Here is a 13,746-nt window from a genome sequence, read left to right as displayed (position 1 = left end):
TTTTAGACAACGGGACGATAAGGAAGAACGCTCATGCCATAGGCGTGGGCGCTCGCTTATTCGTTGTCGGGTATACCAGTACCTCAATGTGCGGTAAGTGTAGTTGCCTGCGCTTTCTTTTTGTGCAGGAACTTCATCTAACTCAAAAAAAGGTAACGTATGAAAACTGGTACTGTACAAGAAACAATCTCCCTGTCTTTTATCAATGACAAAAGCCCTGTAACCGATAACATCTGCAAAGATCTCGCTGCATCTGGAATGGAAATACTATCTCGGTCAGAAAGCATTGAAAATGGGCTAACACAGTTGTCTTCATTGAATGAACTCCCCAAAGTCTGTATTATTGACTTGGATTTTTACGACCAAAATGTGCTTAAACAGCTTCAAGAATTAAGGAAAGAGTACCCTGCAATCAAACTGGTTGCCCATAGCGATATTGATGATGAGAAAGTTGGGAAATCTCTTTTAGAGATTGGGTTTTCAAGTTATCTACTACTTGGAAGCGATGTTGATGATTTTAAGAAAGCTATCTTCAGTGCTTAAGACTATATTTCATCATCATCGTCTCCATACCAACTTGAAGTATCCACATCGTAGTCATCGACCTCAAACTTAGAGGACGGAAAATCCTCTTCAATTTGATAGCGTATCTTCGTTTCAAAAGGGAATGTTTCTGGCAAGTCTAATCCATCACCTTCACGTCTTTCTTTATTAGACCCATATTCAAGAATCACATGTAAATCTCCAAAGACGTCCACTACAATTTCATATTCATTAATTTCTGAAATATGATATTCTGACACTTCACTATATTCCAGTGAATGGTGAGGTGCAAGTCGATCAACATTCTCAAAAAAATTAGTTACAACGGATGATACCATATGCTCTTCGATATGTCCATCAAGGAATTGTTTAAGATCTTCACGATAGTTCTCAATTGTTTCTACCAAACTAATAAAAGAGTTAAGTACATCTTGGCTCATACGCTCAATTTCAGAATCGCTAATATTAAACACCTCAGGATTAATATGGGTATACTTGCTTAAAGTATTGATTGTTTCTTTTACATCCTTTATCATGTCTTTGAGTTCGTCAACCTCAAATCCCCAACGATCTAAAAAAGTGTCGTCTATTCCACCTTGGACTGCGTATTTAATTCTTTGGTTTCTTGTAGGTTTTCCGTCTGCAGTTTCGGGGCTAAACCAAACACAATTTTTCACACGTTCTTCCGGAGCAAGGTTATATAAAAAATGTCGTGACAACTCCCTTATAGAGCATGCAAAATTATTAAAGCGAAGTTTGTTTGTTCGATCATTTAAGCTAGCAATTGAAGCTTCAAATAAATCCAACTCAAATTGGTTGGATAGTAATTGTTTTATTTTTTCGGCTTTCTCCATAGTCTCTACATATAAAAGCTGTATTTAAGCTGCATACTATCTTCTTGGTTCAAATATTTTAATATTTCTCCAACATTTCTCGCACATTCAATTGTAATAGGCATCTGCCTATCAAATTGTGTATTATTCCAATTCATTTTGGTTAATGCAAGGATTTCATCGCAAATGATGTTTGGAGATTCATCATGTTGTGCTAATTTTATTTCAATGGCTCGAGGGATATATCTACCTGGATACGTTTCGTAGTACGGCACAGATCCTCTTGTATATAGCAAGTGGTGTTTATAACTCATAGCGAAATGTGTTCCCCTCATCGGCGGATAATTGCCATTCCTGTATAATCTTAAATCAGATGTTTGTATAGAAACTAAGTCAACTTGATTTATATGCAAATCACGAGCTGCTTGGGTAAACCCGTAAACTTCATCTTCACTGAAGTTAGAGGTCTTATGGATTACTAGTCTTTTCGGAAAAATTTTTACGGCTTCATAATATTCAGTTAGGGACTGCTTTAGAAGATTGAATGCTTGTTCTTCACTTAGATGTGGTGTTCTATCGTTTTTTTTCAAAGTAATTTCCTCACCTCTTAAAATGACACCTTTCCCTAACTCATTAAATATTTGGGCAATACTTGTTTGTGTTGAGCTTCTATCTCTACTTTTAAAGAAGCTTATACCGGCATAACAAGTAGTTTCAGCAGTGTCTTTTCTGATCAATGCCCAAGGCGTTCCTGAAGCTTTATAGTATAATGCTGTAAAAAAATTCCAAGCAACCGTTGCAGGATCTTGCATCTCTTTGGTTGGTTTTGCAACTCTATCCCTAATGATTTGGATAGGCACATTATATTGCATTGCCTTTGCTTTAAGATTTCTCCTGAAATTCTGTTCTTTTGAAGAAACCTCATCTTCATCAAAATCACGTTCATGAACTTCAGTTTCTTCTTCATCTTCACCAGAAGCTTTTGCCTTAGCTTCGGTAATATGTTTCATTAAATTTTCAGGCAAAGCGCAAAGAATTACATCTGGTTTTTTGTTTTTAGATAAGAATTTGATTTCAGCTAAATAGAGTTCTGTAATTTCTGCAATTATCGTTTCCAGGGAGTTGCTTTTCTTGACGATTTTCTCTAAATCAGAGTTATTTAACTTTCTTAGGTATGTATCATCATAATTGATCTCGCACTTAAAGCCTATACTTTTATTGAAACCGCAAAAATTTAGAAAAAGGTTGGGATGTGGGGTTTTACTTTGTTTTCCATCAATATGGGTTTTGCATGATTCTATCCATTCTAAAACTGCATCAACACTGTCAGATTTTCCAACTACTCCAATGGTGATTTTTTCAGGTCTAACTTGATCAATATCAAATGGATTAAAATTGTAAATGCCACTTTTAGGACAAATCTGATGTCCTAAGCCAAATTGTAATGATGGTTCTTCTATATATCTTAATTTCATTGATCAGAAAAAATTGAGTTGGTTAATTCGTTATCAAGGCTTATTTCCGTTGGAGTAAACTCAGATGTTTCTTCAACGATTTTAACGGGTATCCATTTTTGTTCATCTAGGCTGGGAGATAAACTTAATGGCTCATTTTTCGAGGTCTGCAGGTATGGATATTCAGTAACAAACAGGTCCGTATAAGATAAGTAGTACGCAAAGAATCTAAAGTAATTGTAAACAGAATTGTTATTCTCAAGTCGTTTTATTCCTGCCATATATGCTGATTCAAATCGACTTTCCCTATATCCACCCGGATTTGTAAAGCTCCATGTTGGATTTATGACCAAATACCAATCTATTTCAAAATTTAAAAAAGATGCTTTGAATGCTAAGTGTCTATAACAGATTATGTGCCCCTCCTTCTTATTTGTCATTTCGAATATTACTGTCTTGGTAGACTCTTTTTTACCCTTCCATCTAATTTGCTTTGCTTTAGGAGGTCTTGAATTGGCAAATCTGAAAATTCCTCTTGGCGGGAAGAATTCTATTCCTTTATAATAGCAAAGTTGGATCAGAGATTTTCTTAAAAGGTTTTTGAATACTTTGTTACTCGCTTCATCTTGTTCGTAGAAGTCTTTACAATCCAAAGTAGTTATTGTGCCAGCATCTATAATTTTTCTCAATGGTTCGTTGTTTTTAGATAAATCCCGAAAAGTATAAATACACTTTTCATGTAAAATCCAGTCTTCAAAATATACTTTATTTTGTTTTAAAGCCTTTTTGACCAGTGTGTTTGGCTTCAACTTTTTCACTTTCCTTTTTCCAATACTCTCCAAATAATCGTTTAGATTTTCGAGGATAGCTTCTTCATTAATAAACAATTCTGCCTTATACAAAACCTTCGGAAATGATATTTTAACCATGTTAGGCGAAATATCTTCTGGCTCGTTATTCAAGTATCCATTTTCGAACTTAAGCTGGCGCTGTTCAATCTGTATATCCGAAAACTCATGCTCGTATAATTTAGAAATCGCTTGAATTTTGGGCGTTGAGCTTATAGCATTTATTTTCTGAAGAATAACGTCCTTGTCTATAATATGGTCACTTGACTCAAACCCAAAACTATCGGGTATTACATCTTTCAGTTTTGCATCATTGTATTGCGGCTTCTTTTCTGTGAGAATATATAAGTAGAGTACATCAAACTCATTTTGTAGGTCATACTTTGAGAATGTTTCGAGCGTAGTCCTAATTTTATCAAGAGAAGATGTTGACGTAATTTGAAAAGCCACCCTATTCTTAAAGTCGGCCAGATCAATTGCTGGAAAATTTTTCTTTTTTGTAGAATTAAGATTTTCAAGTTCCAACCCGAAAACCTCATTTAATAACGGTACCAAAAAATTCTCTGCATGGATATTAATATGATAATTTCCTATTGCATTAAACCCTTCCACTTCGTGGACAAATCTCGCTGCACAAGTAGTGATCTTGTTGATGTATTCAATCCTGTTCAATTTTTGAAATATTTCGAGGTTTATTATTTAGTTTGTGACATATACTTTATCTTCTTTTCGGCAACTCTAAGAGTTTTATCCGCCAACGATTCGTCTTTTAGCTCAATTGCAATTTTCTCACTGAGGTATTGAATAAGTAATTCTTCTCGTTCTATGCCCAAAATATCTGCGAGTTTAAAAACCTGTTCCTTATTGATATTTCTTTGCCCTCTTTCAATTTTACTCAGAATTGCTGTATCCATTTCGAGCAAAGCAGCAACTTGCCTTAAGAGAAGCCCTTTCTCCTCTCGTTTAGCACGTAATATTTCTCCAACTGTTTTTTTATAATCCATTTTGTGTATTTGAAATATTCTACTTGACAAATAATGTCAAATATACGTTATTCCTTTAACTATTAATCGCATTGAGCAGGCAATATATTATTAACCAGTTATTGTGGCTCTTCAAGGTAATTATCTGATAAAATTAATAACTGTGTGGCGGTAAATAATGCGGCGTTCTTTTGCTTCTTTTCTTTGGTCGCCAATGTGGCAAGAAAAGAAGTTCCCTAAAACAACAAAAGGGATAATGAACATCCCTCAAATAATGTCGCAACCTGTTTGGTAAAATGTGCCGGAATGAATGGTGGGTAGGCATCCCATTTTGCCAAAGAGGTTGCTCCGATTTATGCAAAAAGACTGTCCCGACCATCGGGAGGGAGTGTCTTTTTGCCGCCCGATTTTCCAATCAGGCGACTTTTATAGGATGGGTTCGGAAATCTTTCAGGTTGTGAAAAAATCCCCTGTATGGTGTCAAACCATTTTTAAACATACCCCATAACAGTGAACAACCCATCTGAACCAATGAGGAATTGATATACAAGTCCTGCTTTTCCAACGCTTCGGCAAGGGAACAGCTCGGTGTATCGTCTTCCAGTTCGGATTGTTTAAGCAGTTCGCCAAATTCATCCGTAACCATTGGCAGGCTTGCCACCGTTTCATATTTCTCTGAATTGGGTTGGCGAATTTTTCCTATGGTAGATAGTAAAACTTGTCCTGTATGTTGACTGTTGCCGAAGTCCAACCAATAACGTGGGCGGTTGGAATAGGGTCTTCCATTGCTCAATTCACTTAATATTTCCGCAATTTCAAATCTTGCTTTTACGCTATCCACACAGGAAATATAAATACTTGCTCCTGCATTTTCGGGGAAACTGTCGCTATTGTCTTTTTCAAATTTCCTTGCTTCCGCTTTCCAGTTCGTACCTGAGAAGCGATTTATACGGTTAATGATAGCAACAGATTTGTACAAACCGACCTCACTTTCTGCAAAACGCTGTCTTCCTAAATTGGCTTGGGTAATTACATCATCATCCCAAAGACGAATAAACAACCCTGCGTGTCCTAACTCGTTTAGGCTGTGGTTCATCTCAAGCAAGGCAGTCATTACTTTTGAGCCTGTACCACCTGCACCGATTACGTTTACCGTTATGGGATTGGTAGGATTTATCAAATCGCTGTCCGTAAAATGGACTTTTAAAATTTCTTTGCTCATTACAATATCGTTTTTATGGTCTTGTTTGTCTTTTTCAATATATCTTTAGGAAAGGCTTTGTCTGTGCCGATGAGGTCTTTCCAAAGGCTTACACAATTTCCTTTTATGGGGTTGTGTTCGTTTACCAAGTGACTGAAATAGCTGTTAAAAAAGTAGCTTTCCCACGCTTGCATAAATTCTTCAACCGAAGCAGAATTTTTGATATTGATATCTACAGTTCCCATACATACGTGTCCGTCCTCGTAAATATTGAAAAATGGTGCGTGAAATAATACGGTATTCTCGGTAGGTCTTCGGTCTTTTTCTAGGGCGAAAACAATAAGGCTCTGTTTGCTTGCATACCAAAGCATTGCAGGTACTTTCGCCGTACCGTTTGGTATTTCAAGACTTTCAGTAAAGAACATTTTGACTTTTCGTGCTTTGGTGTACCAAAGTACCGTACCGTTTTCACTCGGATTAATGTGCAGGACGTTGGTAGGCAGAATGCCGTTAGATTTTAAAAATGCCTTGCTCTTTTCCTTTTCCGTATTGAGTGCTTTTGCCAATTCTTTAGCTTCTCTCTCGGTCAAAGGATGGGCGTTGATTGGATTACCGTTCCTATCCATATCAAAATGCTCTACATAGGTGGTTCTATTACTTCCTTTGGTTTGGTAAAAAACCAAAGCCGATAAAGGGTGGTAAAGCGTTCCAAAGTTTTGTGTTATATCTTTCATTTTAGAGTATCTAAAAGTTATTCAGTATGTATATCAATTCCTCAATTAAGGCAAAAACACGGTTTTCAAATTCAAGGGTATTTGCAGTAATATCACTACCATCAAACCTTTTCACAATGGTGGGTTCTTCCATTTGTCCGTATTCTTGCAACTCGGTGTTCACGCTCTCAAAAAGTGTTTGAAACAAAATACCTTTTGCATCGGCACAGAACGAAACGTACTTTTCCACACCTATACTATTTTCCATATCTTCTTCGCTTGCTTCTCCGCTTGGCAGGGCATTACGGTTTATGGTAGCATTCGGGTATTGTTCATACAAGGCAAAGGCTTCACTTGCCAGTTTGTAGCAATCTTGGTCAAAGCTGTCTTTGATTTTAAAGGAGTTTAAACGGACTGCAAATCGGCTCAAATTGTGCTTGTTGTAAATTTTCTGCTCCATACGTTCGCCTATCTGTTCTGATTGCCTAATCTCGCTTAAATACGTTGTCGTGTCCTCATTCTCGTCATCGCTTACAATCCACTCTGTTACCATTTCATACATCCAATACAGATAACTGTTTTCCTGTCGATAGTAAGGAACATCTGCAATGTGGTATAGGTACGCACACACGGATTGCAATAGCTGTACGGCTTGCTTGCGATTGGGATGCTTAGATAGTCGGTACAATGGCACTACGGGAATGTAATACAGGGTTGCACCTGTACTGTACCGTTCTTCACTTACGAAATACGTTTTCTTACTATCCTGTATCAAACGGAGTTCTTCCCAATCACGAAACTTCTTTCTTAACTGTTCCTCTGTGGAATCCAAAGCTAAAGCGATATTGTAGGGATAGCCGTACTGCCTGGACTGCATAGGTTGTATACAGTAATGCCCTGCCAATTTGGAAAGGGACTGATAAAAATCCCTTTCCGTCTTTTCCGATTTTCCACAAGCCTGTACGGTTTGTGCTTCTTGCAGTTTAGGCAGAAATGAGCATTTTAGAAAACCATTGGTAGTACCGTTATCGGTACCGATTTCATTTTGTCTTTTCTTATTTCGTCTGCGTTCTTTGGTCTTTGCATCCAATCTGCGAACTCGCCCAACTGTTTGTGCAAAGTCTTCTGTTTCGGTTGCTGTAGGGTTTTGATGATGCCCGATATGATATTGCGTTGCATAATTCATTTTTTTTGATTTTTGATTTAACCTTTCGTTCCCATTACACTCTCAAATCGGTACTGTATTGTATCGTCACGGATAACAGGGGCAGATACTTTGGCAGTGGTCAGTATCGGATAAGAATTTGCATAGAAATTCATTACGGCTTCCACGCTCCAACGTGGTTCGGGGTCAGTCAATGGAATATCCTGTCCTTTATCTTTGAGTATGAAAATTCTCGGTAATACTGTTGCTAATAACATAATGTTCGTTTTTAATTGTTAATATTCTACTTCTTCGTTTGTTGTATTTATTGGGCAATAGGTAGCAACCTCCTCCGTTTTTGGCGGTTCGGGTTGCTCCTCCGTTACTCCACCAAAAAGGCTCGGTGTCCCGAACTTGTCGGACAATGACGTTTTGCGTTTGCGTATCTCGTCCGCTTTTTCGGGAAACTCCGTAATGTCGGGTACTTTCATCCACGCTTCACGGAACTTGCCCTCTTTCTCCAACTCGTCCACCTTTGCCATACCGTCTTTGTACTTCTTGTCTTTGGTTTCTTTTTCCTTTTTGGCTTTCTCGGTTTTCTGCTTCTCCATTTCGGATTGCAGTTTGACGGTTTCCATTTGCTTCATAAAGGCTTCCATATCCACCATTAAACCCGATATGGCTTTAATTGGTGCGTTTATCTGCTCAAAAAATCCCTCGTCAAACTCCTGCGAAGTGGCGTTAAAAATCAATGGGGGAATGAGGTTTTTCGCACTATCTCCGCATTGCTCATTGTTGAGCAATACTGTTACGATTAGTTTGTTTTCTATCCCCTTAGAAATGTTCAGTTGCAATATTCCTGTAAAATCCAACTGCTGTACTTGATTGAAAAAATTTGTGTTCATTGCTGTGAGTTTTAATGTGTTGTTACTTGTTCTTTGATGGCTGTAAGTTTCTCGTACATATCCGCCCAATAGGCTTTTTGCCTCTTGTCGAACTCGGAAAAACGCTCGTCCTCGTGGCGGTATTCTTTGTACCGCCCTGCTATTTTTATGGCTTCCTTTAAATCCGTTACTTCGATTTGGCAACCGTTTAAATCTGTTACGTACATCATTAATCGTCTTTTAGGATTACCATCGTGTTATGATTAAAGGCATAGTCAAACGCACCGTTTGATACCCTATGCCTTCTTCGCAGTTCCACGCCCTCATCATCCCAACCAAAATCGGGAAGACCGTTTACCCTTGCCACAAGCTGTGCATTGGTCAAGTGCTTAAATCGCTCCCTGCAAAACTTTTCAAGGTCTGTTTCTTTGGTAATTCTATCTGTTGTTTCCATCTTTGATTGCTTTAAGTGTTAATGACTGATTTCTGCTATTTGGTCAATCCTGCCATAGATTATACTCCGTAGGCTCGTTTTGTCGGGTGCGCTGTATTCCTGCCAACTGTCGTACTGCTTCACTACATAGGTTTTTAGAATATCATCAAACCCAAACCGATAACCCATTAGGGGAACTGCCCCGTTAAAAAAGGCGTTTCGGTTTACCGCTTCCGCAATCCAATTTTTCTCGGCTCGGCTTAGCTTCTCGCCCTTGTTCAGTTTTTCCCTTAGCTGATAGACCTTTGAGGTTTTCAGCGTTTCCAATTCGGGTACTTCGTGGCTGACAAATTTTATCGCTATGGCGTTCGTTTCCATTGTAACTGCTTTTGAATGTTATGCGTTAATCTTCGGTGGCATAAACCCCATTTACATAGTAGCCGTGTAATTTTTCCCAAAGGCGTACTAAACCGTTCGTGTCTATATAGAAATGCTCTGTACGATTGCAGTAAATGATAAATACGCTTTCGCCTTTGTGCTTCTTTTCAAGGCTCTTGGCTCTCGCCAAATTTTTGGCTTCCTCTATTGTTATCGCTTTCATAAAACTTATTTTTAACAGGCTACCACCGATTGTGGCGGTAGCCTGTGATTATCTAATTGAGGTTTAGGATTTCCGCACCGTCTGTCGCAAAGGCTGTACATAGGTCAAATGCTTTTTGTCCTTTCATTTGAGCCGTTCCACCCAATACAATACTCTGTAACTTGGCTTCGTCATCCCTGTAATTGCGTACATTTTGGAAGTAGCCTGTAACAGCATTGTATGCTCCGAACAATGTGCCTTTTGTAGTGTCCATTTGTTGCGTATCACTCGTCATTGCATAGGCAAACGCATCGTTCACGGCATTTTTAAACATTGTTGATATTTCGTCTTCAGCACCTTTTTTGATGAGCTCAAGGGTTTCTTTGTTCGGGCATAGTGCCAATTGGATTAGCTTTCTGACCTCTTGGTCTGTTGCCCTTATCGTTGTCCAGTCATTGAAAATACCCTGTAGCTGGTCGCTCAATGTGTTGGCTAACCCCATTATCCTATGTGCATTCTCGATACGCTGTTTTGCTCCCGATGTGTGCTTGATACGGACTACATTGGTCATATTCCGCAATGAAGCGTTAAGGGTGTTTTGGCAAACGATACGGATAGGCGTAAACGCTGCGGTAATACTTCCGCTTCCGTCGTGGCTTGTGGTAAGGAAGATGTATTTTTCCGTAACATCATCGCCATTGCCTACACGGATATAGTCGGGCAATTTGGCTGTGATAAAAATGCGTTCGCCTTTGCCCAATGCCCCTGCGGTTTCGTACAGAATACCCTCGCCACCTCCTACGATAGCATCAAAGAAACTGAACGCTTCACGGTTTTGTACGATGTGGTAATCTTTACCCACTACGCCCAATACGGCATTGTTATCGGTGCGTATGTTGGCGAAACAGTTAGGTACTTCCAGTTCGTTACTGCCTATCTCGATACCGTCTGCGGTTTCGGTAATGCCCGAACCTTTGGTAAACAGAGGGGATTTGACTACCTCGTAATCTAACCCTGCGTGTCGGATAGCTTCCTCGCTTGTGGGGTACTGCTCTACGATTTGCCCCAGACCGTGCCACGCTTTTTGCTGAACGCTAAAGAATGAATAACGTCCTGTTTTCTCGTTGTAATTGATGTTATGTGCCATAATGCTAAAATTTTGATGTTGAAAAACGATTGAATATTCGTTGTTAAAATGGGAGGTCGTCCTCGGTTGATATTCCTGCAATGCTGTTGTTTTCTGCTTTTGCAGTAACCTGTACGGTTTCGGCTCTATTGCTACCTCCGTGCAATTTGATTTGTGAGGTATGGAAATTAAGTCCTGCTCTTGGTTCTCCGTCTTTGTTTACCCACGCTCTCGGACTTACACGCCCTGTGAGTTCTACCAAAGTGCCTTTTGTCAGTAGCCTTGCCACGTTTGGAGTTATCCAGTAGGCACAATCGAAGTAGGTAGTTTGCTCTACTCGTTCGCCCTGTTTGTTACGGTAGCTGTCGTTTACCGCTACTGAAAAGTTTACCACCTGTTTTTCGTTCGACAATGTGCGTACTTCCGCATTTCTTGTCAGTCTGCCTGTGATGTTCATTTTCGCTGATTTTTAGTGATTGATATTTGATTTAATTTTTCTGATTTATTCGGTAATGAGAGGAGGTGCTGTTTCGTTTCATTACCATTTTTAATGCTTATAATTTTCATAACTGACATTTTTTTTATTCGTCCAAAGAGCCGGAGTATGCTATGTTTCGTTTCACGAGCATAAAAGGTTCGTGTTTAGCCGACACAAGGTTTTGAAAAATAAATACTACCCAGCGGGTGGAGATTTTTTTTCAAACTTGCTTGACCTTTTGGCGGTGTTAAGAACACGGAAATACCTTTGCTCTTGAAATGGGACAATAGTGCATACAGGCTTCTTTGAATAAAAGAAATGTGGAAGCCGAGAAAATTGCATTAGAAAATGGTCTGTTTTGAATTGAAATAATACTTCCAATTCGTCGGATTGATAAATGTTTTCTTAAGGTGTGGTTCTCAAAACCACAGAACAGGGATTTTAAAAATATCTGAAAATGGGAATAGCGGAGAGGTTTTTTTTAAAAATTTCTGTTTCAGAAATAGCCGGAAAGCTCTTTTACTGCGAGGATATTGCTATGGGAGGTAAATGTGCTTTGGCTGCAAAAAGTACCGGCAAAAAAAAAGCAGGATCGTCAAATCCTGCTTGATATCATTTATTTTTTAATATTTTAATCCCTAACTCCCATCAACACCATCCATTAGTTTCCGGATATCTTCATACCGATAATACATCAATCCACCGATTTTCGTGAACGGTAACGTTCCGTTTAGCCGAAGGTTTTGGAGTGTCCCCGCTGAAATCCCCAATAATTCTCGGATCTCGTAACTCTTGAGCCATTCCCGAGGCTCCTTTTCGGCTTTTCTCGGATGTGGTCTATTTCTCCTGATTTCTTCAAGAAGTTCCTTTTTAAAGCTATCTAAGTCTTCTTTAGTGATAAGTTCTACTTTCATTTGCGCTGCTTTTTAATGTTTCTAAATTCTCTCCTCTAGAACAGAATTGATTTATGGTCTTTTCTGTCTTTACGGATACAAATGAACCAAAAGTATCTACGAATTTGATCAACATGGCAGTCAGTGGTTGCATTTGGCGTCCAAAGGCACACATATAGTATTGCATCCATTAAAATTACAACCTTACCTCGTTTCATTTCAATAATGATCTAGAAGTATCTAATCCTGGGAAGCCATTCTAACCTCTAACTTGTGCATATCCTCACTTAGCTTATGTTCCAACACCTTAGCATAAATTTGGGTGGTACGTATAGATGTATGGCCAAGCATTTTACTCACCGATTCAATTGGCACACCATTGCTTAATGTCACCGTTGTAGCAAAAGTATGCCTTGCGAGATGGAACGTTAAATTTTTATTGATGCCGCAAATTTCTGCGATCTCTTTTAAATAACCGTTCATTCGCTGGTTGGATATGACAGGGAAGATCGTTCCATTCGCCTCAGCTACCGGATGCCCTCTGTACTTCTTAAGAAGATCTGAAGCCTCGGGCAGCAAAGGAACTCGAACCGTTGTATCGGTCTTTTGTCTTTTTGTCGTCAACCAATCTTTTCCGTCGATTCCTTTTGAAATATTTTCGGGGGTCAGGTTAAAAATGTCGATGTAAGCAAGACCTGTATAGCAACTAAAAATGAACATGTCCGACACGGATTGCAGACGCTCTATTGAAAAGGATTTATTAAGCAAAACAGTTAGCTCCTCTTTTGACAAATGGCCTCTTTCTACCTTTTCAAACCGAAGTTTGTATTTGGCAAATGGATCCCTAACCAGCCAATCCATCGTAACAGCCAAATTGACCATCTTCCGCAAACGTTCCATATGTTTCATCACCCCATTATTATTTATGGGCTTATGATGATCTTTAGGTTTGTAGTCATTAAGGAAGTTTTCAAAATCCAAAATGAACCGATAGTTCAGTTCATCCAACGGTATGTCTTTTTTTCCATATTTTTGTTTTATAAATTTTTGAATATAGGTTTCGGTGGTATAATAATTTTTCATGGTACCGGGGGCAAGTTTACTTACTGCCACTTGTTTATGGTATTCCACTAGCTTTAGAAGAGTCATTGTTTCCTCTATGTCCTCGCCTAGGTAGACAGATTTAACCGCTTCAATGGTAACGGTTTTATTTTGCTGCACCAACTGGTGATAACAATCGAAAATAAGGGAGCGTACCTGCTCCATGTGGCTGTTCAGCTTTACGATTTCTTGGCGTTTTCCTTTTGCTCTTCCTTTTACTTCGTCCCAATTGTTGATCGATACTTTGCTTTTTAGGGAAATTTCAGTTCTACGGCCGTTTACTGTAATCCTTGCATAAACAGTGGCCATTTCGTCTTTCTTGTTCTTGGGCAACCGTAACACGAATTGAATCCCAAAAGTGTTTTTACTCTTCATATCCATTTATTTTATGTTCAACTGATACACTTTAGTGCAGTTCTCTCAATCCAACTATTGGATATGATGCAGTAAAGAAGTCAAACAATAATAAATAGCATCAAAATAAATGTTGTAAATAAATGATTTACAATTATTTATAAGCTATCCGGTGAGT

The 13,746-nt window shown here is 38.8% G+C and carries 18 protein-coding genes; 1 reads left to right on the top strand and 17 read right to left on the bottom strand.

All coding sequences use genetic code 11. The features are described from left to right. Positions 1-159: 159 nt before the first annotated feature. Complete coding sequence (locus I6J02_RS11665; RefSeq protein WP_002993158.1) at positions 160-543, top strand: response regulator transcription factor; 384 nt, start codon at positions 160-162, stop codon at positions 541-543. Positions 544-545: 2 nt separating this feature from the next. Here I6J02_RS11665 and I6J02_RS11660 read toward each other — a convergent pair whose 3' ends face one another. The 17 genes from I6J02_RS11660 to I6J02_RS11580 form a co-directional block, all read right to left on the bottom strand. Further along, positions 546-1,397: a hypothetical protein gene (locus tag I6J02_RS11660; protein WP_002993157.1), complete on the bottom strand. Its 852-nt coding sequence runs from the start codon at positions 1,395-1,397 to the stop codon at positions 546-548. A 5-nt stretch (positions 1,398-1,402) separates the two neighbouring features. Beyond that, positions 1,403-2,851, bottom strand: coding sequence for an argonaute/piwi family protein (locus I6J02_RS11655; protein ID WP_002993156.1), 1,449 nt, complete (start codon positions 2,849-2,851; stop codon positions 1,403-1,405). Next, entirely contained in the window at positions 2,848-4,350 is a 1,503-nt protein-coding gene (locus I6J02_RS11650; RefSeq protein WP_002993155.1) for an SMEK domain-containing protein, read from the bottom strand. Before I6J02_RS11650 ends, I6J02_RS11655 begins: the two co-directional genes overlap by 4 nt. A gap of 23 nt (positions 4,351-4,373) precedes the next feature. Beyond that, positions 4,374-4,682 (bottom strand): helix-turn-helix domain-containing protein, encoded by a 309-nt coding sequence (locus I6J02_RS11645; protein ID WP_002993154.1) that lies wholly within the window; start codon positions 4,680-4,682, stop codon positions 4,374-4,376. A gap of 394 nt (positions 4,683-5,076) precedes the next feature. Continuing rightward, positions 5,077-5,883: a PRTRC system ThiF family protein gene (locus I6J02_RS11640; protein ID WP_002993153.1), complete on the bottom strand. Its 807-nt coding sequence runs from the start codon at positions 5,881-5,883 to the stop codon at positions 5,077-5,079. Next, positions 5,883-6,596, bottom strand: a complete 714-nt coding sequence (locus I6J02_RS11635) for a PRTRC system protein B (RefSeq protein ID WP_002993152.1) — start codon at positions 6,594-6,596, stop codon at positions 5,883-5,885. The genes I6J02_RS11640 and I6J02_RS11635 overlap by 1 nt, the downstream gene beginning before the upstream one ends. 10 nt (positions 6,597-6,606) lie before the next feature. Further along, positions 6,607-7,761, bottom strand: coding sequence for a hypothetical protein (locus I6J02_RS11630; RefSeq protein WP_002993151.1), 1,155 nt, complete (start codon positions 7,759-7,761; stop codon positions 6,607-6,609). Positions 7,762-7,778: 17 nt separating this feature from the next. Then, entirely contained in the window at positions 7,779-7,997 is a 219-nt protein-coding gene (locus tag I6J02_RS11625) for a PRTRC system protein C (protein ID WP_002993150.1), read from the bottom strand. Between the two features lie 18 nt (positions 7,998-8,015). Continuing rightward, positions 8,016-8,624, bottom strand: coding sequence for a PRTRC system protein E (locus I6J02_RS11620; RefSeq protein ID WP_002993149.1), 609 nt, complete (start codon positions 8,622-8,624; stop codon positions 8,016-8,018). Positions 8,625-8,635: 11 nt separating this feature from the next. Beyond that, entirely contained in the window at positions 8,636-8,833 is a 198-nt protein-coding gene (locus I6J02_RS11615; RefSeq protein ID WP_002993148.1) for a hypothetical protein, read from the bottom strand. After that, a complete protein-coding gene (locus I6J02_RS11610; RefSeq protein ID WP_002993146.1) occupies positions 8,833-9,057 on the bottom strand; it encodes a hypothetical protein in 225 nt (74 codons plus the stop codon). The genes I6J02_RS11615 and I6J02_RS11610 overlap by 1 nt, the downstream gene beginning before the upstream one ends. Before the next feature lie 18 nt (positions 9,058-9,075). Further along, a complete protein-coding gene (locus I6J02_RS11605; RefSeq protein WP_002993145.1) occupies positions 9,076-9,414 on the bottom strand; it encodes a hypothetical protein in 339 nt (112 codons plus the stop codon). 25 nt (positions 9,415-9,439) lie between these two features. After that, positions 9,440-9,637 carry a hypothetical protein gene (locus I6J02_RS11600; protein WP_002993144.1) on the bottom strand — a complete coding sequence of 66 codons (198 nt, stop codon included), beginning with the start codon at positions 9,635-9,637 and terminating at the stop codon, positions 9,440-9,442. Between the two features lie 52 nt (positions 9,638-9,689). Beyond that, a complete protein-coding gene (locus I6J02_RS11595) occupies positions 9,690-10,763 on the bottom strand; it encodes a DUF932 domain-containing protein (protein WP_002993143.1) in 1,074 nt (357 codons plus the stop codon). A 43-nt stretch (positions 10,764-10,806) separates the two neighbouring features. Continuing rightward, the gene (locus I6J02_RS11590) at positions 10,807-11,199 is read right to left on the bottom strand and encodes a single-stranded DNA-binding protein (RefSeq protein ID WP_002993142.1); all 393 of its coding nucleotides are present in this window, start codon (positions 11,197-11,199) and stop codon (positions 10,807-10,809) included. A 659-nt stretch (positions 11,200-11,858) separates the two neighbouring features. After that, positions 11,859-12,134, bottom strand: coding sequence for a helix-turn-helix domain-containing protein (locus tag I6J02_RS11585; RefSeq protein WP_002993139.1), 276 nt, complete (start codon positions 12,132-12,134; stop codon positions 11,859-11,861). 219 nt (positions 12,135-12,353) lie between these two features. Continuing rightward, positions 12,354-13,589, bottom strand: a complete 1,236-nt coding sequence (locus I6J02_RS11580; protein WP_037459845.1) for a site-specific integrase — start codon at positions 13,587-13,589, stop codon at positions 12,354-12,356. Positions 13,590-13,746 lie beyond the last annotated feature (157 nt).

The sequence above is a fragment of the Sphingobacterium spiritivorum genome, assembly GCF_016725325.1.
GTDB lineage: Bacteria > Bacteroidota > Bacteroidia > Sphingobacteriales > Sphingobacteriaceae > Sphingobacterium.
Note: the sequence above shows the minus strand (reverse complement) of the source record. Positions and strands in the feature narration are given on the sequence as shown.

What these genes read in the sequence shown, in the direction of transcription:
- I6J02_RS11635 (WP_002993152.1), bottom strand. Translation starts at nt 6,596, where the DNA reads ATGAAAGATATAACACAAAACTTTGGAACGCTTTACCACCCTTTATCG.
- I6J02_RS11615 (WP_002993148.1), bottom strand. Translation starts at nt 8,833, where the DNA reads ATGATGTACGTAACAGATTTAAACGGTTGCCAAATCGAAGTAACGGAT.
- I6J02_RS11630 (WP_002993151.1), bottom strand. Translation starts at nt 7,761, where the DNA reads ATGAATTATGCAACGCAATATCATATCGGGCATCATCAAAACCCTACA.
- I6J02_RS11640 (WP_002993153.1), bottom strand. Translation starts at nt 5,883, where the DNA reads ATGAGCAAAGAAATTTTAAAAGTCCATTTTACGGACAGCGATTTGATA.
- I6J02_RS11585 (WP_002993139.1), bottom strand. Translation starts at nt 12,134, where the DNA reads ATGAAAGTAGAACTTATCACTAAAGAAGACTTAGATAGCTTTAAAAAG.
- I6J02_RS11600 (WP_002993144.1), bottom strand. Translation starts at nt 9,637, where the DNA reads ATGAAAGCGATAACAATAGAGGAAGCCAAAAATTTGGCGAGAGCCAAG.
- I6J02_RS11595 (WP_002993143.1), bottom strand. Translation starts at nt 10,763, where the DNA reads ATGGCACATAACATCAATTACAACGAGAAAACAGGACGTTATTCATTC.
- I6J02_RS11645 (WP_002993154.1), bottom strand. Translation starts at nt 4,682, where the DNA reads ATGGATTATAAAAAAACAGTTGGAGAAATATTACGTGCTAAACGAGAG.
- I6J02_RS11590 (WP_002993142.1), bottom strand. Translation starts at nt 11,199, where the DNA reads ATGAACATCACAGGCAGACTGACAAGAAATGCGGAAGTACGCACATTG.
- I6J02_RS11665 (WP_002993158.1), top strand. Translation starts at nt 160, where the DNA reads ATGAAAACTGGTACTGTACAAGAAACAATCTCCCTGTCTTTTATCAAT.
- I6J02_RS11580 (WP_037459845.1), bottom strand. Translation starts at nt 13,589, where the DNA reads ATGAAGAGTAAAAACACTTTTGGGATTCAATTCGTGTTACGGTTGCCC.
- I6J02_RS11610 (WP_002993146.1), bottom strand. Translation starts at nt 9,057, where the DNA reads ATGGAAACAACAGATAGAATTACCAAAGAAACAGACCTTGAAAAGTTT.
- I6J02_RS11620 (WP_002993149.1), bottom strand. Translation starts at nt 8,624, where the DNA reads ATGAACACAAATTTTTTCAATCAAGTACAGCAGTTGGATTTTACAGGA.
- I6J02_RS11605 (WP_002993145.1), bottom strand. Translation starts at nt 9,414, where the DNA reads ATGGAAACGAACGCCATAGCGATAAAATTTGTCAGCCACGAAGTACCC.
- I6J02_RS11625 (WP_002993150.1), bottom strand. Translation starts at nt 7,997, where the DNA reads ATGTTATTAGCAACAGTATTACCGAGAATTTTCATACTCAAAGATAAA.
- I6J02_RS11655 (WP_002993156.1), bottom strand. Translation starts at nt 2,851, where the DNA reads ATGAAATTAAGATATATAGAAGAACCATCATTACAATTTGGCTTAGGA.
- I6J02_RS11660 (WP_002993157.1), bottom strand. Translation starts at nt 1,397, where the DNA reads ATGGAGAAAGCCGAAAAAATAAAACAATTACTATCCAACCAATTTGAG.